This window comes from Micromonospora sp. NBC_00617 (assembly GCF_045161355.1).
Taxonomy (GTDB): domain Bacteria; phylum Actinomycetota; class Actinomycetes; order Mycobacteriales; family Micromonosporaceae; genus Micromonospora.
Genome location: NZ_CP107751.1, coordinates 5,534,567 through 5,555,860, shown reverse-complemented (window position 1 = coordinate 5,555,860; position 21,294 = coordinate 5,534,567). Strand labels below are relative to the sequence as shown.

The 21,294-nt window shown below is 71.7% G+C and carries 18 protein-coding genes; 12 read left to right on the top strand and 6 right to left on the bottom strand.

Annotation, left to right across the window (positions count from 1 at the left end):
• Window positions 1-10: 10 nt before the first annotated feature.
• Window positions 11-1,369 carry an FAD-binding oxidoreductase gene (locus OG505_RS25535; protein WP_405428283.1) on the top strand — a complete coding sequence of 453 codons (1,359 nt, stop codon included), beginning with the start codon at window positions 11-13 and terminating at the stop codon, window positions 1,367-1,369.
• Between the two features lie 120 nt (window positions 1,370-1,489).
• On the opposite strand, the gene OG505_RS25530 is transcribed toward OG505_RS25535, so the two are convergent.
• Window positions 1,490-3,559 carry a SpoIIE family protein phosphatase gene (locus OG505_RS25530; RefSeq protein ID WP_405428281.1) on the bottom strand — a complete coding sequence of 690 codons (2,070 nt, stop codon included), beginning with the start codon at window positions 3,557-3,559 and terminating at the stop codon, window positions 1,490-1,492.
• Between the two features lie 322 nt (window positions 3,560-3,881).
• On the opposite strand from OG505_RS25530, the gene OG505_RS25525 reads away from it, so the two are divergent.
• Together OG505_RS25525 and OG505_RS25520 are read left to right on the top strand one after the other, a co-directional pair.
• On the top strand, window positions 3,882-8,249 hold the full coding sequence (locus tag OG505_RS25525) for a HAMP domain-containing protein (RefSeq protein WP_405434702.1): 4,368 nt from the start codon (window positions 3,882-3,884) through the stop codon (window positions 8,247-8,249).
• Window positions 8,246-8,800, top strand: coding sequence for a two-component system response regulator (locus OG505_RS25520; protein WP_405428279.1), 555 nt, complete (start codon window positions 8,246-8,248; stop codon window positions 8,798-8,800). Before OG505_RS25525 ends, OG505_RS25520 begins: the two co-directional genes overlap by 4 nt.
• Window positions 8,801-8,810: 10 nt before the next feature.
• On the opposite strand, the gene OG505_RS25515 is transcribed toward OG505_RS25520, so the two are convergent.
• The gene (locus OG505_RS25515) at window positions 8,811-9,308 is read right to left on the bottom strand and encodes a GbsR/MarR family transcriptional regulator (protein WP_405428277.1); all 498 of its coding nucleotides are present in this window, start codon (window positions 9,306-9,308) and stop codon (window positions 8,811-8,813) included.
• A gap of 92 nt (window positions 9,309-9,400) precedes the next feature.
• Here OG505_RS25515 and OG505_RS25510 point away from each other — a divergent pair, with 92 nt between their 5' ends.
• A complete protein-coding gene (locus tag OG505_RS25510) occupies window positions 9,401-10,297 on the top strand; it encodes an ATP-binding cassette domain-containing protein (protein WP_405428275.1) in 897 nt (298 codons plus the stop codon).
• Entirely contained in the window at window positions 10,294-11,907 is a 1,614-nt protein-coding gene (locus OG505_RS25505; protein ID WP_405428273.1) for an ABC transporter permease, read from the top strand. The genes OG505_RS25510 and OG505_RS25505 overlap by 4 nt, the downstream gene beginning before the upstream one ends.
• A gap of 114 nt (window positions 11,908-12,021) precedes the next feature.
• On the opposite strand, the gene OG505_RS25500 is transcribed toward OG505_RS25505, so the two are convergent.
• Window positions 12,022-12,357 (bottom strand): STAS domain-containing protein, encoded by a 336-nt coding sequence (locus OG505_RS25500; RefSeq protein ID WP_007454492.1) that lies wholly within the window; start codon window positions 12,355-12,357, stop codon window positions 12,022-12,024.
• 164 nt (window positions 12,358-12,521) lie between these two features.
• On the opposite strand from OG505_RS25500, the gene hemL reads away from it, so the two are divergent.
• From hemL to ccsB, 6 genes are read left to right on the top strand one after another with little or no spacing between them, the layout of a single operon-like run.
• Window positions 12,522-13,862 (top strand): glutamate-1-semialdehyde 2,1-aminomutase, encoded by a 1,341-nt coding sequence (hemL, locus tag OG505_RS25495; RefSeq protein ID WP_405428271.1) that lies wholly within the window; start codon window positions 12,522-12,524, stop codon window positions 13,860-13,862.
• Window positions 13,863-13,865: 3 nt separating this feature from the next.
• Entirely contained in the window at window positions 13,866-14,513 is a 648-nt protein-coding gene (locus tag OG505_RS25490; protein WP_405428269.1) for a histidine phosphatase family protein, read from the top strand.
• A complete protein-coding gene (locus OG505_RS25485) occupies window positions 14,513-15,082 on the top strand; it encodes a TlpA family protein disulfide reductase (RefSeq protein WP_405428267.1) in 570 nt (189 codons plus the stop codon). Before OG505_RS25490 ends, OG505_RS25485 begins: the two co-directional genes overlap by 1 nt.
• A complete protein-coding gene (locus tag OG505_RS25480; protein WP_405428265.1) occupies window positions 15,082-15,939 on the top strand; it encodes a cytochrome c biogenesis CcdA family protein in 858 nt (285 codons plus the stop codon). The genes OG505_RS25485 and OG505_RS25480 overlap by 1 nt, the downstream gene beginning before the upstream one ends.
• Window positions 15,939-17,594 carry a cytochrome c biogenesis protein ResB gene (locus OG505_RS25475; RefSeq protein ID WP_405428259.1) on the top strand — a complete coding sequence of 552 codons (1,656 nt, stop codon included), beginning with the start codon at window positions 15,939-15,941 and terminating at the stop codon, window positions 17,592-17,594. Before OG505_RS25480 ends, OG505_RS25475 begins: the two co-directional genes overlap by 1 nt.
• Window positions 17,594-18,571, top strand: a complete 978-nt coding sequence (ccsB, locus tag OG505_RS25470) for a c-type cytochrome biogenesis protein CcsB (RefSeq protein ID WP_405428257.1) — start codon at window positions 17,594-17,596, stop codon at window positions 18,569-18,571. Before OG505_RS25475 ends, ccsB begins: the two co-directional genes overlap by 1 nt.
• On the opposite strand, the gene OG505_RS25465 is transcribed toward ccsB, so the two are convergent.
• Window positions 18,537-18,821 carry a hypothetical protein gene (locus OG505_RS25465; RefSeq protein ID WP_405428256.1) on the bottom strand — a complete coding sequence of 95 codons (285 nt, stop codon included), beginning with the start codon at window positions 18,819-18,821 and terminating at the stop codon, window positions 18,537-18,539. The genes ccsB and OG505_RS25465 overlap by 35 nt on opposite strands.
• Before the next feature lie 128 nt (window positions 18,822-18,949).
• On the bottom strand, window positions 18,950-19,426 hold the full coding sequence (locus OG505_RS25460; protein ID WP_405428255.1) for a MarR family winged helix-turn-helix transcriptional regulator: 477 nt from the start codon (window positions 19,424-19,426) through the stop codon (window positions 18,950-18,952).
• Window positions 19,427-19,500: 74 nt separating this feature from the next.
• On the opposite strand from OG505_RS25460, the gene OG505_RS25455 reads away from it, so the two are divergent.
• Window positions 19,501-20,055, top strand: coding sequence for a carboxymuconolactone decarboxylase family protein (locus OG505_RS25455; protein WP_405428253.1), 555 nt, complete (start codon window positions 19,501-19,503; stop codon window positions 20,053-20,055).
• Window positions 20,056-20,102: 47 nt separating this feature from the next.
• On the opposite strand, the gene OG505_RS25450 is transcribed toward OG505_RS25455, so the two are convergent.
• Window positions 20,103-20,978: an alpha/beta fold hydrolase gene (locus OG505_RS25450; protein ID WP_405428251.1), complete on the bottom strand. Its 876-nt coding sequence runs from the start codon at window positions 20,976-20,978 to the stop codon at window positions 20,103-20,105.
• Between the last annotated feature and the right edge of the window lie 316 nt (window positions 20,979-21,294).

The following is a 21,294-nucleotide window of genomic DNA, read 5'->3' as shown; positions in this document are numbered from 1 at the left end:
GATAGCCGGCATGGCGGCAGCAGCGAGTTCCCTCGGTCGGTCCGGCGCCCTCGAGATCACCCAGCGGCTGACGGCGATCTGCGGTCCGCCGTTCGCCCGACTCGCCGGCCCGGCCGACGAGGTCGCCGGGCGTCCGGCCCGCTGGGTGGCGGTGCCCGGTGGCCCGCACGCCGCGGCCGAGGTGCTGCGGCTGGCCGCAGTGCACGACCTGGCGGTGGTGCCCCGAGGCGCCGGCACGAAGATCGACTGGGGTGCCACCCCCACGCAGCTCGACATCATGCTCGACACCGGCCGGCTGGCGGGCATCGGCCACGAGCCGGTCGGCGCGTCGGTCGCCGAGGTGGGTGCGGGCACCCCGCTGCGGGCGGTGCAGGCCACTCTGGAGCGCACCGGGCAGCGGCTCGCGATGGACGCCCCGTCGCCGGGCGCGACGCTGGGCGGGGTGCTCGCAGCCGGCGAGGCCGGGCCGCTCCGGCACCGCCACGGCAGCCCGTGCGACCAACTCCTCGGCGTCCGCTACCTGGGTGCCGACGGTGAATTGGTCAGCGCCGGCGGTGGCACACCGGGGCTCGACCTGGCCCGTCTGCTCTGCGGCTCGCAGGGCGCCCTCGGCGTGCTGGTCTCGGCGAGCCTGCGGGTGCAGCCGATGCCGGCCAGCCGGCTCTGGGTGTCCCGTCCGGTGTGGACGCCGCTGGAGGTCCACGACCTGGTCCGGGCGATTCTCGCCGCCCGACTCGAGCCGGCGGCCATCGAGCTGGACCTGCCCGGCGGGCCGCCCCGGCCGCGCACCGCCTACCCGCCCGGCCACCCCGCCGCCACCGCCCGCGAGCGCCACCCGTCGATGTCCGGTCGGTCCAGCGCCCCGTCCCGGGCGGGCAGCCTGGTCGTGCTGCTGGAGGGTGGCCCGGCCGAGGTCACCGAGCGCGCTGAGCGGCTGGTCGGGCTGCTGCACGGCGAGGCGACGGTCGCCCACTCCGCCCCGCCGTGGTGGCGGCGTTACCCGTTCGCGCCCGGCGACACGGCGCTGCGCCTGGAGGTGCCGATCAGCGATCTCCACGCCGCCGTCTACGCGCTGCGGGACGCGGCCGGCGCTCCCGTGCCGGTGCGGGGCTCGGCCGGGCTGGGCGTGGTGCACGCCGCCCTGCCCGGCGCGGTGGCACCCGATCGGGTGGCATCCATCCTGGCCGCGGTCCGTGGCGTGCTGCTGGCCCGACAGGGTCGCTGCGTGGTCGTCTCCGCCCCCGCGGCGGTGCGCCAGGCCGTCGACCTGTGGGGCGAGCTGGCCGGCCTGGCTCGGCTGCAGGCCGCCAAGGAGCATCTCGACCCGGAGCACCGTCTCGCCCCCGGCCGCCTCCCCGGCGGCCTGTGATCCGGCGGCCGGTGGCCCGGCGGCCTCTGATCCGGCGCCTTTGATCCGGCGGTCTGTGGCCCGGCGGTCTGTGGCCCGGCGGCCGGCAGGTCGGCGGTGTCGGGATCGGGCGTGTCGGCGTCAGGCCGCGTCGTTGCGCAGCACCAGCACGGCGATGTCGTCCCGGGGCGGCTCGACCGAGAAGTTGATCGCGGCGGCGCGTAGGCGGGCGGCGACCACGTCCGCCGAGTAGCCGGCCAACGGCGCTGCCGCGTCCCGCAGCCGGTCGGTGCCGAACAGCTCCCGGCCGCGCCGCCGCTCGGTGACCCCGTCGGTGTAGAAGATCAGCGAGTCACCGGGGGCGAGTGTGACCTCCGCCGTCGGCGAGGTGATCGTGTCGAGCAGGCCCAGCGCCGTGCCGCCGGTGCCGACGAACCGGGCGCCGCCTCCGCCGGCCAGCAGCACCGGTCGGTCGTGCCCCGCCAGGTGCAGGGAGAGGTCCAGGCGGTCACGGTCACCCACCCCGACCGCCGCCAGGGCCAGCGTGCAGTACCGGCCGCCACCCCGCTCGACAAGCGTCTCGTTGAGCCGGGCCAGCACCTCCGGCAGCGGCTTGCCGTCGCCGACCAGCACCCGGATCACGTCGCGGACCAGTCCGGTGACCGCCGCCGCCTGGACGCCCTTGCCTGAGACGTCCCCGATCACCACGAGCCAGCGCCCGTCGGGCAGCGGCACCACGTCGTAGAAGTCGCCACCCACCTCGGCGTCGTCGCCGGTCGGCACGTACTCGGCGGCGAACCCGATGCCGTCCACCACGGGCAGGACGGGCGGCAGCAGGGAGTGCTGGAGCGTCTGTGCGACCCGTCGACGCTCGGCGTGGATGCGGGCGTTCTCGATCGCCAGCGCGGCCCGCCGGGCCACGTCCTCCAGCACCGCCACCTCGTCCGGGTCGTGCCGGTGCCGTTGGTGCCGGCCCACCGCCAGGGTGCCGAGCCGTTGGCCGCGGGCGATCAGCGGGACCGCGAAACCCTCCATCGGCCCGCCCAGCGGGATCTGCGCCGCGCTGCGGGACGCCTCGCGCAGCCGAGCCTGGATGGAGTCCGGGCCGGTCTCGGCCAGCACCTTGTGCAGCTGCGGCAGCATCGTCTCGTCGGCGTGGCTGGCCGCCGCCAGCCGCAGCCGGCCCCACTCATCGGTGGTGTGCACCGCGCACCACTGGCCGAGGCGGGGCACCACCAACTGCGGGATCAGCGCCATGGTCAGCTCGACGTCCAGCGACTGGGCCAGCAGTTCGCTCGCCTCGGCCAGGAACGTCAGCCACGCCTGCCGGCGTACGTCCGCCCGGCGCAGCCGGTCGTTCTCCAGGTGCAGCGACAGGCGCTCGGCGGTGAGCACCGCCAGCGGCCGGGCGTACGCCGACGGCGCGGCGTCCAGCTCCAGCTCTCCGGCGTACGGACGGTGCACCGTCAGCGGCACCCGGAGCAGCTCGCTGTCGGGGCGGGGCTGCCGGCCGAAACGGGCCAACAACTGTCGGCCCTGACCGTCGCCCCGGTCCAGTCGGATCGCGCCGCCGGCCGCGCCGACCATCTCGGCGACCCGGCTGAGCAGGCTGGCGGCGAAGTCGGGCAGCGGGTCGTCCGCGTGAACGTCGGGGGTGGTCTGCATGAGTTCGCTCATCGCGCCGGCGCTCGGCGCCGAGCTGCCGACGGCTTCGGGGTCGCCCGCCGTCGACGTGCCGCCGGAGCTGGCCCCGGCCGTCGGCTCGGCCCCGGGCCGGTCCAACCGGAACCAGACGCCCTTGCCGGTCGGCAGGTACGTGGTGCCCCAGCGGCTGGCGAAGTGGTCGACGAGCAGCAGCCCGCGACCGCGTACGGAGACCTCGTTGATCTCGGTCGCGTCGTTGCGGGTGCCGACGGTCAGCTCGTCGTTGCCCGAGCTGGGCGCGAAGTCGGAGACGGTCACGGAGAGCCCGACGTCGTCCGCTACGACCTCGATGTCCAGTTCGGTGCCGGCGTGCTCGACGGCGTTGGTGGTCAGCTCGGTGGTGAGCAGCAGCGCCTCGTTGACCAGGTCGTCCAGGTGCGCCTCGGCGAGGACGGAGCGGACGACCGCGCGGGCGGCGGCGGGCGTACGGCGGTCGGCGGGCAGGCGGACATGCCGGACGGCCCCGCTTCCGGCCCCGGCCGTCGCGGCCCCCGCCTCGGCTGACACCCCCGTATCCTCCACCGTCCCCCCGCCGGGTGCCAAGCCGATGCGCGATCGGCGGGGCGGACGCCGGTCGGCGGAGTGCGGCGGGTCGCGTGGCGGCGGGCACGACGGCGTCCCGCCAACTCAGGGGTCGGCCTCGAGAACCTGGCGTGATCAGCGCCACTCGGCGAGGTCTGTGCCGGGTTGGGTATCGCCGGGGGATATCGCCGAGGCCATCAGGGTCGACCGGCGGGTCGCGCACCCTGGCACTACGGCTCGCGCGGGCACAATATGGGGTGCCGGTGTGTCCGTACGGGCACGGGCCCCCCGAGCTGAGCGAGGAATGATGACCACGGCGAAGCAGTCGGTCGCGGATCCGTCCGCGCCCGACCACGAGGCGCTCCTCGGTGAGTTGACCGAGGCGCTGCGACGGATCGGTCGCGGCGACCTGAAGGTCCGGCTGCCCCGCCGTGCCGGCAAGGCCGGCGAGGTGGCGGACGCCTTCAACGAGGTGGTCTCGCTCCAGGAGCGGCAGTACCTGGACCTGCGGCGGATCAGCCGGATCGTCGGTCGGGACGGCCGGCTCACCGAGCGACTCGACGACGAGGGGCTGGACGGCTCCTGGGCGGAGGGGCAGCGGGCGATCAACTCGCTGATCGACGACCTGGGCCGGCCCACCACCGAGATCGCCCGGGTGATCGTGGCGGTCGCGGACGGCGACCTGTCCCAGCACATGGCGTTGGAGATCGACGGTCGGCCGCTGCGCGGTGAGTACCTGCGCATCGGGCGCACCGTGAACACGATGGTCGACCAGCTGTCGTCGTTCTCCAACGAGGTGACCCGGGTGGCCCGTGAGGTGGGCACCGAGGGCAAGCTGGGCGGCCAGGCCGACGTCCGGGGCGTCGCCGGCACCTGGAAGGACCTCACCGACTCGGTGAACACCATGGCGTCGAACCTGACCGGCCAGGTGCGGTCGATCTCGCAGGTGGCGACGGCGGTGGCCAAGGGCGATCTGTCGCAGAAGATCACGGTCGGCGCGCGTGGTGAGGTCGCCGAGTTGGCCGCCACGATGAACTACCTCACCGACACGCTGCGGCTCTTCGCCGAGCAGGTGACCCGGGTGGCCCGCGAGGTGGGCACCGAGGGCAAGCTGGGCGGCCAGGCCGAGGTGCCGAACGTGGCCGGCACCTGGAAGGACCTGACCGACAGCGTCAACTCGATGGCGTCGAACCTGACCGCCCAGGTGCGCAACATCGCGCAGGTCTCCACGGCGGTCGCGCGCGGTGATCTCTCCCAGAAGATCACCGTGGCGGCGCAGGGCGAGATTCTGGAGCTGAAGGACACCGTCAACACGATGGTGGACCAGTTGTCGTCGTTCGCCGACGAGGTGACCCGGGTCGCGCGTGAGGTGGGCATCGAGGGCAAGCTGGGCGGCCAGGCCCAGGTACGCGGGGTCTCCGGCACCTGGCGCGACCTCACCGAGAACGTCAACCAGCTCGCCGGCAACCTGACCAGCCAGGTCCGCAACATCTCCCAGGTCTCCACCGCGGTGGCGAAGGGCGACCTGTCGCAGAAGATCACCGTTGACGCCCAGGGCGAGATCCTGGAGCTGAAGAACACCGTCAACACCATGGTCGACCAGTTGTCGTCGTTCGCCGACGAGGTGACCCGGGTCGCCCGTGAGGTGGGCACCGAGGGCAACCTGGGCGGTCAGGCGCAGGTGAAGGGCGTCTCCGGCACGTGGCGGGATCTGACCGACAACGTGAACTCGATGGCGTCGAACCTGACCAGCCAGGTGCGCAACATCGCCTCGGTGACCACGGCGGTGGCCAAGGGTGACCTGTCGCAGAAGATCACGGTGGACGCGCGGGGCGAGATTCTGGAGCTGAAGTCGACGGTCAACACGATGGTGGATCAGCTCTCGTCGTTCGCCGACGAGGTGACGCGGGTCGCGCGTGAGGTGGGCACCGAGGGCAAGCTCGGTGGTCAGGCGCAGGTGCGCGGGGTCGCCGGCACGTGGCGGGATCTGACCGACAACGTGAACTCGATGGCGTCGAACCTGACCGCCCAGGTGCGCAACATCGCCCAGGTCTCCACGGCGGTGGCCAAGGGCGACCTGTCGCAGAAGATCACGGTGGACGCCCGGGGCGAGATTCTGGAGCTGAAGTCGACGGTCAACACGATGGTGGATCAGCTCTCGTCGTTCGCCGACGAGGTGACCCGGGTCGCGCGTGAGGTGGGCACCGAGGGCAAGCTCGGTGGTCAGGCGCAGGTGAAGGGCGTCAGTGGCACGTGGCGGGATCTGACCGACAACGTCAACTCGATGGCGTCGAACCTGACCAGCCAGGTCCGCAACATCGCCTCGGTGACCACGGCCGTGGCGAAGGGTGACCTGAGCCAGAAGATCACCGTGGACGCGCAGGGCGAGATCCTGGAGCTGAAGTCGACGGTCAACACGATGGTGGATCAGCTCTCGTCGTTCGCCGACGAGGTGACCCGGGTGGCCCGCGAGGTCGGCATCGAGGGCAAGCTGGGCGGTCAGGCGCAGGTCAAGGGCGTCTCCGGCACCTGGCGCGACCTCACCGAGAACGTCAACCAGCTCGCCTCGACGCTGACCACCCAGCTGCGGGCCATCGCCCAGGTGTCCACGTCGGTGACCCGGGGTGACCTGACCCAGCGGATCGCGGTCAAGGCGCAGGGCGAGGTCGCGGAGCTGAAGGACAACATCAACCAGATGATCGTCACCCTCCGGGAGACGACCAAGAAGAACGCCGAGCAGGGCTGGCTGGACTCCAACCTGGCCCGCATCGGTGGCCTGTTGCAGGGCCAGCGGGACCTGGGCGAGGTCTGCCGCATGATCATGATGGAGGTGACCCCGCTGGTCGACGCCCAGCTCGGCGCCTTCTTCCTGGCCGACGACACCGACGGCAGCATGCGGCTGCGGTTGACCTCGTCGTACGGGTACGTGGCACGCGGGCACGACGTCACCTTCGGACCGGGTGAGGGGTTGGTCGGCCAGACCGCCCTGTCCCGCCGGACGATCCGGGTCAGCGCCTCCCCGAACAGCCGCCTCACGCTGCGCTCCGGCCTGGCCGAGACACCCCCGTCCGACCTGGTGGTGCTCCCCGTGCTGTTCGAGGGGGAGCTGCTCGGGGTGATCGAGTTCGCCAGCGTGGCCGCGTTCTCCGAGCTGCACCTGTCGTTCCTGGAGCGGCTGGTGCTCACCATCGGCATCGCGGTCAACACCATTCAGGCCAACCGGCGTACGGAGGAGCTGCTGGCCCAGTCGCAGCGACTCGCGCACGAGTTGCAGGAGCAGTCGGCGGAGTTGCAGCGCACCAACGCCGAGCTGGAGGAGAAGGCCACCCTGCTCTCCGAGCAGAAGGGCAACATCGAGACCAAGAACCGGGAGATCGAGCTGGCCCGGCTCGGCCTGGAGGAGAAGGCGCAGCAGCTCACCCGGGCCTCGGCGTACAAGTCGGAGTTCCTGGCCAACATGAGCCACGAGCTGCGTACGCCGCTGAACTCGCTGCTGTTGCTGGCCCGGCTGCTGGCCGAGAATTCGGAGCAGAACCTCAACCCGAAGCAGATCGAGTTCGCCCGGACCATCCACAGTGCCGGCTCGGACCTGCTCTCCCTGATCGACGACATCCTGGACCTGTCCAAGATCGAGGCCGGCCGGATGGACGTCGAGCCCACCGAGATCCGCTTCGCGGAGATCCGTGGCTACGTCGAGCAGGCGTTCGCGCCGCAGGCCGAGGAGAAGAACCTGGACTTCCAGGTACGGGTCAGCAAGGATCTGCCGCCGGCGTTGGTCACCGACGCGCAGCGGTTGCAGCAGATCCTGCGCAACCTGCTCTCCAACGCGGTGAAGTTCACCGACAACGGCGCGGTGACGTTGCGGATCGCCCCGGCGGCCGAGAACGCGGTCTTCGACGTGCCGGCGCTGACCAACGCCCAGCAGGTGATCGCGTTCACGGTGATCGACACCGGCATCGGCATCTCCGACGACAAGCTGTCGATCATCTTCGAGGCGTTCCAGCAGGCGGACGGCACGACCAGCCGCCGCTACGGCGGCACCGGCCTGGGGCTGTCGATCAGCCGTGACCTGGCCCGGCTGATCGGCGGCACCATCACTGTGTCGTCGGCGCCCGGGCAGGGTTCGACGTTCACGTTGTTCGTGCCGCAGGTGCTCGCTCCGGACGCGGTGGTCGCGCCCCAGGCGCCGTCACCGCAGCGTGCCGGCCTGCCGTCATCGCTGCTGATGCCGCCGCTGGAGCTGCTGCCGGCGCGGCCGGAGGTGCCTGCCACCGGTCAGTTGGACGGCGCCACCGTGCTGATCGTCGACGACGACGTCCGCAACGTCTTCGCTCTGACCAGCGCGTTGGAGCTGCACGGCATGACCGTGCTGTACTCGGACAACGGGGCGGACGGCGTCCGCCTGCTGGCCGAGCACCCGGAGGTGGACATCGTGCTGATGGACGCCATGATGCCGGACCAGGACGGATACGAGACGACCCGCCAGATCCGCCGTAACCACCGGTTCGCCGACCTTCCGGTCGTCTTCCTGACCGCGAAGGCGATGCCGGGTGACCGCGAGTCCGCGCTCGCGGCCGGGGGAAGCGACTACATCACCAAGCCGGTCGACCTGGACGACCTGATCGAGCTGATGTCGTCCTGGATCAGCGGCGGCCGGACCGAGGAGACTTCGTGACCCAGATGGCCAAGGCGCTGCTCGTGGACGACCGCCGCGAGAATTTGATGGCCCTGGAGGCGATCCTTCAGGGCCTGCCGGTTCAGTCGGTGGCCGTGGAGAGCGGTGAGGCGGCGCTCAAGCAGCTGCTGGTGGACGACTTCGCGGTGATCCTGTTGGACGCGCAGATGCCGGACATGGACGGCTTCGAGACGGCCAGCCACATCAAGCGGCGGGAGCGGACCCGGCACGTGCCGATCATCTTCCTCACCGCCGCCGACCGGGACGCCCAGCTCGCGCTCCGCGGCTACCAGGTGGGTGCGGTGGACTACCTGACCAAGCCGTTCGACCCGTGGGTGCTGCGGGCCAAGGTGTCGGTCTTCGTCGAGCTGTGGGTGAAGACCCGGCAGTTGGCCGCCCAGTCGGACCTGGTGCGGGAGCGCGACACGCAGTGGCGGCGGCTCACCGACGCGGTCGACGAGGCGACCACCCTGCTCCGCTCCGACGACGAGGAGTCGCGGGGCCGGGCGGTGGAGCTGCTTGAGCAGGCCCGCTGGGGCAGCTCCGCCTGACCCGGGCCGGTCAGCCCTCGCCCAGGCGCAGATGGCCGGTCTGGGCCCGGCGGATCCGCCAGCGCTCGCCCAGCGAGTCGATCTCCTCCTGCACAAAGATGAAGAAGTCGCGCATCTCGGCCACCCGTTCGCCGGCCGGCGTCTGCGGACCGTTGAGGGCGTCCACCCCGGCGCTGGCCGCGTCGATGAACGTCTTGTAGATCGCGGTCTTGGTGATGGTTCCCTCGTACCAGGGGTCGTCCGGCATCCGGTAGCGATCGCGGCGCGACCGGGGGACGGGCTCGCGGATCAGCATGCCGAACTGGGTGAGATAGCGGACCCCGCCGCTGACCGCCGCCGCGCTGACGCCGAGCCGCTCGCCGATCTCGGCGGCCGTCAGGGGGTCGTCGGCGCTCATCACGGTGAACAACACCCGGGCGGCCATCCGTGGGAAGCCGACCTCGGCGAACGTGAGGGCCATCCGTTCGACGAAGAGGTGCACCGGGTCGTGGCCGTCGTCGGCTGCCATGGCGGTCCCTCCCTGCGCGGTTCGTGGGCACCGATGGTGCCCCGACCCTCACTGTCTTCACAACTTTGTGAAACGAGTGTAGCTTCCGATATATGGAAACTCCGATTGAGGTGTCCGGCCTGGTCAAGACCTTCGGCCGGACCCGGGCGCTGGACGGTCTGGACCTGACCGTCCGCGCCGGCGAGGTGCACGGCTTCCTCGGCCCGAACGGCGCCGGCAAGTCGACCGCCATCCGGGCCCTGCTCGGCCTGCTGCGGACGGACGCGGGGGACGTCCGACTGCTCGGCGGCGACCCGTGGCGCGACGCGGTGGCCCTGCACCGCCGGCTGGCGTACGTGCCGGGCGACGTGACGCTCTGGCCCAACCTCTCCGGCGGCGAGGTCATCGACCTGCTCGGCCGGATGCGCGGCGGCCTCGACCCGGCCCGCCGAGCCGAACTGCTCGACTCCTTCGAGCTGGACCCCCGCAAGAAGGGCCGGGCGTACTCCAAGGGCAACCGGCAGAAGGTCGGCCTGGTGGCCGCCCTCGCGTCGGATGTCGAACTGCTCATCCTGGACGAGCCGACCTCCGGCCTGGACCCGCTCATGGAGGAGGTCTTCCAGCAGTGGGTGCGCCGGGCCAGAGCCGACGGTCGCACCGTGCTGCTCTCCAGCCACATCCTGGCCGAGGTGGAGGCGCTCTGTGACCGGGTGACGATCATCCGCAACGGGCGGGACGTGGAAACCGGCACCCTGAGCGAGCTGCGGCACCTGCGCCGTACCTCGATCGAGGCCGAAGTGACCGGCCCGGTGGACGGGCTGGGTCAGCTCGGCGGCGTACACGACCTGCGGGTGGATGGGCAGCGGGTGCGCTTCGACGTGGAGGACGCCGCGCTGGACGCCGCGCTGCGCCGGCTCACCGAGATCGGCGTACGCAGCCTGACCAGCCAACCGCCGACGCTGGAGGAGCTGTTCCTGCGGCACTACCAGGCCGAGCAGGTGCGGTCATGAGCGCCTTCACCGGCACCCGGCACCTGGTGCGGCTGATCCTGCGGCGGGACCGGGTCGTGCTGCCGATCTGGATCCTCCTGCTGGCCGTGCTGCCGGCCAGCTACGCCGGCACGTACGCCGAGCTGTACCAGACCGCCGCCGAGCGGGCCGCGTACCTGGCCAGCACGGCGAGCAACCCGTCGATCGTCGCGTTGCTCGGCCCGGTGTTCGGCGACAGCGTCGGCGCGCTCACCGTCCAGCGGGCCGGCATGCTGGTGTTGGTCGCCGCGCTGGCCAGCCTGCTGACGGTGGTGCGACACACCCGCACCGAGGAGGAGGCCGGCCGGCGGGAGCTGCTCGGCGCGACGGTCCTCGGCCGGTACGCCGGTCTGACCGCGGCGCTGCTGGTGACGTACGCCGCGAATGTGCTTCTCGGCCTGCTCATCGCCGGCGGTCTGGTCGCCGCGGGTCTGCCCGGCGCGGGTTCGCTGCTCTTCGGTGCCGGGTTGGCGCTCACCGGCGTCGCTTTCGCCACGGTCGGCGGTCTGGCCGCGCAGCTCACCGAGAGCGCCGGCGGGGCGCGCGGCATCGGCCTCGGGGTGCTCGGGTTGGCCTTCGTGTTGCGGCTGGCGGGCGATGCCGGAGGGTCCGGCGGCACCGGTGGAAAGGCCGAATGGCTGAGCTGGGTCTCGCCGCTGGGCTGGGCGCCCCGGAGTCGGGCCTTCGCCGGTGAGCGCTGGTGGGTGCTGCTGCTGCCGGTGCTGTTCGCCGTGGTGGTCGCGCTCGTCGCGTACCCCGTCTCGGTGCGCCGGGACCTCGGCGCGGGGGTGCTGCCCCCGCGGCTCGGCCCGGCCACCGCGGGTCCGCGGCTGGCCGGCCCGTTCGGGCTGGCCTGGCGGCTGCACCGGGGGCAGTTGCTCGGCTGGACGGTCGGCTTCGGGCTGCTCGGGCTGGTGCTGGGCGGCGCGGCGGACGCGGCCGGCGACGCGGTGCAGGGCAACCAGCAGGTCGCCGACATCCTGGCCCGGCTGGGCGGCACGTCGGCCCTGGCCGAGGCGTACCTCGGGAGCACCTTGAGCCTGACCGCGCTGGCCGCCGCCGGGTACGGCATCCAGGCCGCGCTGCGGGCGCGGGCCGAGGAGACCGCCGGGCGGGCCGAACCGCTGCTCGCCACGGCGGTCAGCCGGTCCCGCTGGCTGGCGGCGCACCTGCTCTTCGCGCTGCTCGGCCCGGTGGTGGTGCTGGCCGTGGCGGGGCTCGCGACCGGGCTGTCGTACGGCCTCAGCGTGGGCGACGTTGGTGGTGAGCTGCCCCGGCTGCTCGGCGCGGGGCTGGCCCAGGTGCCGGCGGCGTGGGTGCTCGCCGGGCTCGCCGCGCTGCTGGTGGGCTGGCTGCCCCGGTTCTCCTCAGCGGCCTGGGCCGTGCTCGCCGGCTGCCTGCTGCTCGGTCAGATCGGCGCGGTGCTGAAGCTGAGCCAGTGGGCGCTGGACGTCTCCCCGTTCACGCACACCCCCCAGGTCCTCGGCCAAACCTGGACCGCCACCCCGCTGGCCGCCTTGACGGTGATCGCAGCGGCCCTGCTAGCCCTGGCGACAAGAACCTTCCAAACCCGAGACATCCCCACCCAGTGACCTGCCCCGGCGTCGCCCGGACGCGGTGATCAAGAGGTTTGCGTCAGCAGGAGCGCGATTTTTGACGCAAACCTCTTGATCAACAGAGCGAGGCGGGGCACCGGGCGGGGTCGGTCAGCCGGTGGGTTGGTCGTTGCGGATCATCAGGGCGCTGCGCAGGCCGGTGATGTCCAGGACGCGGATCAGGAAGTCGCCGACGTGGGTGAGCATCAGCAGGCTCTGCGCGTGACTGGCCTTGCGGCTGAGCACCACGAGCGTGCCCAGGCCCTGCGAGTCGCAGAAGGTGACGCCGCCGAGGTCGAGCACGATCCGCGGGGGCGGGTCGGCCAGCACCTCGTTGACGACGGTGCTGAGCTGGGCGGCCGTGAGCATGTCGATCTCACCGGCCAGGCGCAGCACTGCTTCGTCGCCCGTCCGGTGTAGCGTGATGGACAGTTCGGCACGATCCACCCGGTCAGCCTAGCGCGATCCAGCTGACCCGGCCTGTCGAGGCCGCGAGCCGCCGGCCGACCCGTGTCGGGGCTGGTGACGGGTGCCGGCAGCGGGTGAGCCTGGTAACCCCGGCCCGGGGTGGCTGCTGGTTGACCGTCCGTCGCTGACACAATGGCGGCATCGTGACCGACATCGTTTCCGCCGGAAGAGGCCGTTACCCGGCCGACGCGCCGGCTTCCGAGGCCCTGTTCGACCGCGCCCGCGCCATCGTGCCGGGCGGGGTCAACTCCCCCGTGCGCGCCTTCCAGGCGGTCGGCGGCACCCCGCGTTTCATGGTCCGTGGCGAGGGCCCCTGGCTGTACGACGCCGACGGTCGCCGCTACGTCGACCTGGTCTGCTCGTGGGGTCCGCTGATCCTCGGGCACGCCCACCCGGAGGTGGTGGAGGCCGTGCAGGCCGCCGCCGCCCGGGGCACCAGCTTCGGCACGCCCACCCCGGGTGAGGTGGAGCTGGCCGCCGAGATCGTCGACCGGACGCCGGTGGAGCAGGTGCGCCTGGTCAACTCCGGCACCGAGGCCACCATGTCGGCGATCCGGCTGGCTCGCGGCTTCACCGGCCGCTCCAAGATCGTCAAGTTCGCCGGCTGCTACCACGGCCATGTCGACGCGCTGCTCGCCTCCGCCGGCTCCGGCGTGGCGACCCTGGGCCTGCCCGACTCGCCAGGCGTGACCGGCGCGGCGGCCAGCGAGACGATCGTCCTGCCGTACAACGACATCCGGGCCGTCGAGGAGGCGTTCGCCGCCGAGGGCCAGCACATCGCCGCGGTGATCACCGAGGCGGCCGCCGGCAACATGGGCGTGGTCGCGCCCCGCGACGGCTTCAACCAGCAACTCGCCCGGATCGCGCACGCGCACGGCGCCCTGCTCGTGGTGGACGAGGTGATGACCGGGTTCCGGGTCTCCCGCGCCGGGTGGCACGGCCTCGACGCCTCCGACGCCGACCTGTGGACGTACGGCAAGGTCATGGGTGGTGGCCTGCCCGCCGCGGCCTTCGGCGGGCGCGCGGACATCATGGCGCGTCTCGCGCCGGCCGGCCCGGTCTACCAGGCCGGCACGCTCTCCGGTAACCCGCTGGCCTGCGCCGCCGGCCTGGCCACCCTCCGGCTGGCCGACGACGCGCTGTACCGCAAGCTCGACGACACGGCCGCCGTCGTTGGCAAGCTCGCGTCCGACGCGCTGGCCGCCGCCGGGGTGCCGCACCGACTGTCGTACGCGGGCAGCATGTTCTCGATCTTCTTCACCGATGCCGATGTCGTCGACTACGACAGTGCCCGCACCCAGCAGGTGCCGGCGTTCAAGGCGTTCTTCCACGCGATGCTCGCCGCCGGCGTCTACCTGCCGCCGAGCGCGTTCGAGTCGTGGTTCGTGTCGGCGGCGCTCGACGACGCCGCTCTGGAGCACATCGCCGCAGCGCTGCCGACGGCGGCGAACGCGGCGGCGGCGGCTGGTCACGGAGGGTCGTAAACGGTGAGCAAGACGGTGGTCCACGTGCTCCGGCACGGCGAGGTGCACAACCCCGACCAGATCCTGTACGGGCGGCTGCCCGGTTTCCGCCTGTCCGAGCTGGGCGTGCAGATGGCCAAGGCCGCCGCGCAGGGGCTGGCCGATCGGGAGGTCGTGCACGTGGTGGCCAGTCCGCTGGAGCGCGCCCAGCAGACCGCCGAGCCGATCGCCGCCCAGTTCGGGCTGCCGGTCGGGGTGGACGAGCGGCTGATCGAGAGCGCCAACTGGTTCGAGGGCAAGAAGGTCTCCCCGGGTGACGGGTCGTTCCGCGACCCGCGCAACTGGTGGGTGCTGCGCGACCCGGTGACGCCGTCCTGGGGTGAGGCGTACCGGGTGATCGCCGAGCGGATGTTCGCCGCCGTGCACGCCGCCCGGGTCGCCGCCGAGGGCCGCGAGGCGGTGCTGGTGTCGCACCAGCTCCCGATCTGGACGCTGCGCCGCTACGTCGAGCGCAAGCGGCTGTGGCACGACCCGCGCAAGCGGCAGTGCGGGCTGGCGAGCCTCACCTCGTTCCACTTCGACGGCGCGAAGGTGGTGGGCATCGGCTACAGCGAGCCGGCCGCGCACCTCATCGCCCTCTCCGCGGCAGCCCGGACGGCCAAGGGGGCCTGATGACCGCCCGGAGGTGGACCGCGGGTCTGCTCGCCGCCGTCGCGGCCGGCACGGTGCTGGCCGGCTGCTCCTCCGGGGGCAGCGAGGAGAAGAGCTGCACCAGCGACGGCCTCACCGTCACCTGTGCCGAGGACCAGCGGTCGAAGACCCCGAAGATGAGCGGCGAACTGCTCACCGGCGGCCAGTACGACATCTCCCAGGCGCGCGGCCAGGTGGTGGTCGTCAACTTCTGGGGTTCCTGGTGCCCGCCCTGCCGAGCGGAAGCCGACGATCTGGAGGCCACCTACCAGGCCACCAAGGCGTCCGGGGTGACCTTCCTGGGGGTCAACGTGCAGGACAGCAAGGACAAGGCGATCGCCTTCGAGCAGGGGCGGGTCACCTACCCGAGCATCTTCGACCCGGCCAGCCGTCAGGCGCTTAATTTCGACATCCCGCCCAACGCCACACCGGCGACAGTGGTCCTCGACCGCGACGGCCGGATCGCCGTGGTGATCCGTCGCGCCGTGACCAAGGACGAGCTGAGGCCCATCGTCGAGCGGGTCGCGGCCGAGAAGCCGGCGTCGAACTGATGGGCGAGACCTTCCAGGAGCTGGCCCTGAGTGGGCCGCTTGTGCTCGCCATCGGCGCGGCGGCGCTCGCCGGGCTGATCAGCTTCCTCTCCCCGTGCGTACTTCCCCTCGTTCCCGGCTACCTCTCGTACGTCACCGGCCTCGCCGGCGCCGACCTCGAAGGCAGTGCAAGGAAGGGCACCTTGTTAACGCCTGCGGTAGAGGAAGGGGCCCTTCCTAACGCCTCTGCCGACGGTGGTGGAGGTGTCGCCGTACGCGAGCGGACCGCGACGGTCGCCGTCAAGGGCCGGGTGCTCGCCGGGACGTTGCTCTTCATCGCCGGCTTCACGGTCGTCTTCGTCGCCACCGCGATCCTGTTCGCCGGCATCGGTCGGGTCTTCTTCGAGTACGAGCGGCAGCTGGAGATCGTCGTCGGCGCGCTGATCATCGTGTTCGGCCTGGGCTACCTGGGGCTGATTCCCGCTCTGCAACGTGAGTTCCGCATCTCCCGGCTGCCGTCGGCCGGCCTGCTCGGCGCACCCGTGTTCGGCGCGGTCTTCGCGCTCAGTTGGGTGCCGTGCACCGGTCCGACCCTCGGCGCGGTGCTGATGATGGCCACCGCAACCGGGCAAACGAGCCGTGCGGTGGTGCTCGCCGTGGCGTACTGCCTCGGGTTGGGGATACCGTTCGTCGTCTTCGGGCTGGGCTTCCAACGCCTGCTCGGGGTCTTCCGCGCCATCCGGCGCAACAGCCGCTGGGTCACCCGGGTCGGCGGCGCCCTGCTCATCCTGATCGGCCTGGCGCTGGTCACCGGCGGATGGCAGAGCTTCGTGATCTGGTTGCAGACCACCGTCGGGGTGGGCGAGGTGAGCATCTGATGACGGTCGTCGACGACCGACCCGAGACCGTGGCTCCGGCGCCCCGGCGCCGGCCCAATCGGCTGCTGGCCCTGCTGCGCAACTCGTGGCGGCAGCTCACCAGCATGCGTACGGCGCTGATCCTGCTCTTCCTGCTGGCCATCGCCGCGATCCCCGGTTCGGTGCTGCCGCAGCGGGGGATCAGCCCGGAGAAGGTCAACCAGTACTTCGTCGACCACCCGGACTGGGCCCCTCGACTGGACCGGATCGGCGCGTTCGAGGTCTTCGGTTCGGTCTGGTTCTCCGCGATCTACCTGCTGCTGTTCACGTCGCTGATCGGGTGCATCACGCCCCGGCTGCGCGATCACTTCCGGGCGCTGCGGTCCCGGCCGCCGGTCGCGCCGAAGCGGATGGCGCGGCTGCCGCAGCACGCCGTACTGCCCGCCCCGGCCGGTGGCGTGGCCGCCGTCGCCGAGGTGCTGCGCAAGCGACGCTGGCGGGTCGAGGTCCGCGGCGACGAGGTCTCCGCCGAGAAGGGCTACCTCAAGGAGACCGGCAACCTGCTGTTCCACACCTCGCTGATCGCGGTGCTGATCGGTGTCGCGCTCGGCTCGTGGTACGGGTGGAGCGGCAACCGCCTGCTGGTGGCGGGCGCGGACAACTCGTTCTGCAACACCCGCCAGCAGTTCGCCGAGGCCAAGCTCGGCCCCCGCGTCGACAGCGCGGACCTGCCCCGCTTCTGCCTGCGGTTGGACGACTTCCAGGCCCGGTTCCTGCCGTCCGGTCAGCCGGAGTTCTTCAACGCCCGGGTGACCGTCGACGGGCCGGACGAGCCGACCCGCAGCGCCGACTTCTCGGTGAACTCGCCGCTGCGATTGAAGGACGCGAGCGTCTACCTGCTCGGCCACGGGTACGCCCCGGTGATCCGCTACACCGACCGGTTCGGCAACAGTCAGCTCAGCGACGACCCGTTCCTGACCACCGGTGACATGGGTCTGACCAGCGAGGGGCTGGCGGCCTTCCCGGACGCGAACGTCGACCCGGCCACCGGCAAGCGGACACCGGGCGAGCAGATGGCGTTCACCGGTATCTACCTGCCGACCGCGCCGCAGCAGCCGCCGTTCGTCCGCTCCGAGTACCCCACCGAGCGAAACCCGGTGCTGAACCTGGTCGCCTACCGGGGCAACCTCGGCCGGGACGCCGGCATCCCCGGCTCGATCTACCAGCTCGACCAGCGGCAGGTGCGCAACGGCAAGGTCAAGGAGATCGGCAGCAAGCTGCTGCGCCAGGGCGAGAAGTGGACGCTTGACGACGGCACGACAGTCGAGTTCCTGGGCACCGAGCGGTACGTCACGCTCTCCGTCCGGCACGATCCCGGCTCGACTCCGCTGCTGGTGAGCTGCGGTGCCCTGCTGATCGGTCTGATGGGCTCGCTGTTCGGTCGCCGTCGTCGGGTGTTCTTCCGGGTGGCGCCGGCCGACCCGGCGAATGGATCTCCGACGGCCGGTAGTAGCTTGATGGAGGCCGGTGGGTTGCCGCGCACCGACTATCCAGGGTTCGCCGATGAGTTCGCCCAGCTCGTCACCGCCGTGCGCGGTGCCGACGGGGCTGCCGAGCAGGCCGACACCGACGCTGACTCCAGCGGCCGGGCCGGTGTGCGAGAAGGGACCGAGTGATGTCCGCGCTCTCCGACAATCTGGTGACCTTCGCGATCCTGACGTACCTGATCGCGATGATCAGTCACGCCGTCGAGTACGCGCTGGGCAACGCGCGTACCCGGGTCGTCGTGGCGTCGCCCGTCCGCGAGCTGGTGGGGGCGGGGGTCGGCGGTGGTGGTGGCGTCATCGCGGAGCCGCCCGCGCCGGTTCAGCCGACGGCCGACGGCGCGGCGGGTCGGGCGCGGATCGCCGGGCTGGTCGCGGTGGCTGCCACCGCGCTGGCCGCCGTGCTGCACCTCGCGGCGCTGGTGACGCGCGGTCTGGCCGCCGACCGGATGCCCTGGGGCAACATGTACGAGTTCGTGCTCACGGTGACGTTCATCGGGGTCGCGGCCTGGCTGGTGGTGCTCTGGAAGCGGCCGTCGCTGCGCAAGCTCGGGCTGTTCCTGACCCTGGTGATGGTGCTGCTGGTGGCCACCGCCGAGCTGGTCCTGTACGTGCCGATCGTGCCGCTGGTGCCGGCCCTGAACTCGTACTGGTTCGTCATCCACGTCTCGACGATCGTCTTCGCGTCCGGCATCTTCCTGCTCGGTGCGGTGCCGGCGGTCGGCTTCCTGATGCGCAACGGGTACGAGCAGGGCAAGCGGAGCTTCCCGTACACCCTGGCGAAGCGGCTGCCGGGCGCGGTCAGTCTGGAACGGCTGACCTTCACGCTGCACGCGTTCGCGTTCCCGATCTTCACGTTCGCGGTCATCGCCGGCGCGATCTGGGCCGAGGCGGCCTGGGGTCGGCCGTGGGGCTGGGACCCGAAGGAGACCTGGGCGTTCATCTCCTGGGTCGTCTACGCCGGCTACCTGCACGCTCGGGCCACACCCAGCGTGAAGCGCAACGTGGCCACCTGGATCGCGGTGCTCGGCTTCCTCACCATGCTGATGAACCTGTTCGGCGTGAACATCTTCTTCACCGGCCTGCACTCGTACGGCGGGCTGAGCTGACCCCGGTCGACGACGCGCGGGCCGGCCACGGGCTGCGACCCCGACCCGACCGGCGCCCCTGATCCTTAAGGCGCAAGGCCCGCTCGACCTGCATGGTGACCTGATAGGACACCTCGGGCAGGTCGGCCAGCTCGATCCGTTCGCCCCGCAGCGCCACCTGCGCGTGCAGCTCCCGGGCGATGGTGTCGCGCAGCTCGACCAGCAGGGGCGACAACCCGTCCGGGTCGCCGACGACGTACGCGTCCGACATGCCCCCAGCCTGCACCGGGGTCCGGCCGTTCGGCCAGGATCGGTGAGATGTGTCCGCAGGGCTTGACGCACTGCGCTGTGGTGGCGTTCGGCGCCCGGGTGGCGCCACGTCGACGAGCTGGACCAGGGTCAGCCGCCGAACCAGCCCGGCACGTCGAGGCGGAACCAGTTGGCCGAGGCCATTGTGCGCAGGTCGTCCTCCAGGGCGGCGACGCGCTCCTCGCCCAGGGCCTCGGCCCACTGCCCGCGCAGCCGGTCGAAGGTCTCCGCCGAGCGGCGTAGCCCGTCGGCGCCGTGTTCCGTCACCCGGACCAGCCGGCGGCGGGCGTCGGAGGGATCGTCGACCCGTTCCAGGTAGCCGACGGCGACCAGCCGGTCGACCGTCTTGCCGGCCGCTTGCTTGGAGATGCCCAGCCGTTGGCCCAGCTCGGTGGCGGTGGTGCCGTGCACCCCGACGGCCTGCAACACGAAGCCGTGCAACGGGCGCAGCTCGGGGTGCCCCTGCCGGGCCAGTTCGGCGTGCAGGTCGTCGATCAGGGTGCGGAAACCGGCCAGCAGCAACAGCGGGAGCTGGAAGCCGGGCCGGGCGGGATCAGAGGTTGCCACGTTCGACAACCACGTTTACTATTTCGTCAACCACGTTGACCATCTTACGGCGTACGCCGTGGAAGCAGGTAACCATGTCCGTCTTCACCGCCCACACCGCCGAGACCGCGCCCACCGCCGCCCGCCGGACCGTCGAGGGCGTGCACGGCCGGTTCGGCTGGCTGCCCACCCCGGTGGCGCTGATGGCCGAGTCGCCACAGCTGCTCAGCGGCTTCCTCACCGTCAGCGCGGGCTTCGAACAGACCAGCCTCGCGCCCATGGAGCGGGAGGTGGTCATCCTGACCGTCTCCACCTCCCACGAGTGCCACGTCTGCGTGGCCCTGCACACCGGCAAGATCACTGAGATCGGTGCGAGCACCGCGCTGATCACCGCGCTGCGCGCCGGCACGGAACTGCCCGAGCCGCGACTGGAGGCGCTGCGCCAGTTCACGCTGGCCGTGCTCAAGCACCATGGCGCGGTGCCCGACGAGGAGCTGAAAGCCTTCCTGGCCGCTGGCTACCAGCCCCGGCAGGCGCTGGACGTGGTGCTGGGCGTCGGGGCGTACACCATGTCCGCCTTCGCCAATCGGCTCACCCGCGCGCCGCTCGACCCGCCGCTGGCCGCCCACGCCTGGACGCCCGCCGCCTGACCGTTGTATCTCCCACCGCCCGTAGGGTTGACCAGCGGCTGCGGCGCTCAGCCCGCGCCGAGGAAGTCGCGCAGCAGGGCCAGCATCTCGTCCGGGCGTTCCTCGTACAGCCAGTGCCCGCAGTCGTCGACCACTTCGCCGCGGACCGTGTCGGCGTACCGGCGGACCTGCTCGGCGACCTGTCCACCGAGGCTGGCCGACGCGCCGACGGCCAGCACCGGCATCGTCAGCTTCGTGGCCCGGTACGCCGCGTTGTCGGCGATGTCCTGATCGAACGCCCGGAAGTAGGCGAAGCTGGCTCGCAGGTGCGCCGGATCGCGCAGGTGGCTGGCGAACTCCTCGATGTCCGGCGCGGCGATGCTGCCCTTGCGCACCATCAGCGCGTCGGTGAACCGGTCCACCCAGAGCGACTCCCGCCCGCTGACCAGGTCCTCCGGGAGTCCGTTGCCGAGGGAGAAGAAGCCGAAGTTCCACACCCCCGGCCCGGCCTGGGTGAGCGCGGGGAAGGTGTAGATGCTCTCGTCGGGGATCGGGGCCTCGCTGAGCACCAGCCGGCTCACCCGCTGCGGATGGGCGGCGGCGTACGCGTACGCCACCATGGTCCCCAGGTCGTGCCCGACCAGCCGGAGGTCGCCGACCAGGCCGAGCTGGTCGAGCAGGCCGTGCAGGTCGGCGGCGACGGTCTTCTTGTCGTACCCGCCGGCCGGGGCGTCACTGTCCCCGAAGCCGCGCAGGTCGGGCGCGACCACGTCGAAGGAACGTCCCAGCTCGGGCAGCAGGTGCCGCCACATGTGCCAACACTGCGGATAGCCGTGCAGCAGCACCAGTGGCGGGCCGCTGCCGCCCCGTACGTAGTTCATGGTGATCTGGCCGACCCGCGCCCGTTGCTCGGTGAACCCCGCCGGAACCCGCTCGCCGCTCATTGCCGCCCCCGTCCGCCGGCTGCCCGGCTACCCGCTCAACCGCCCGCCATGCATCAGGGCGCGGGTCGTCACCGTTGATTGCCGCCCCGACTCGCCGCCAGCCGGGCAGGCCGTTGATCCACTCGGTTTCCTTGAAGTCGGGGCATCCAGGCCGCAGGGATACCGCGACTTCAAGGAACCCGAGTGGATCTTGCTCCGCGACCCGCCGGAGGGGGCGGAACGGCCGGGTCGCACCTCGTGTTACCCCGATATGGGCGTTGAAGGGTGACGCGGCGTCGGGCACTGACTACCGTGCGGCAGATGGGTCGCATGTGAC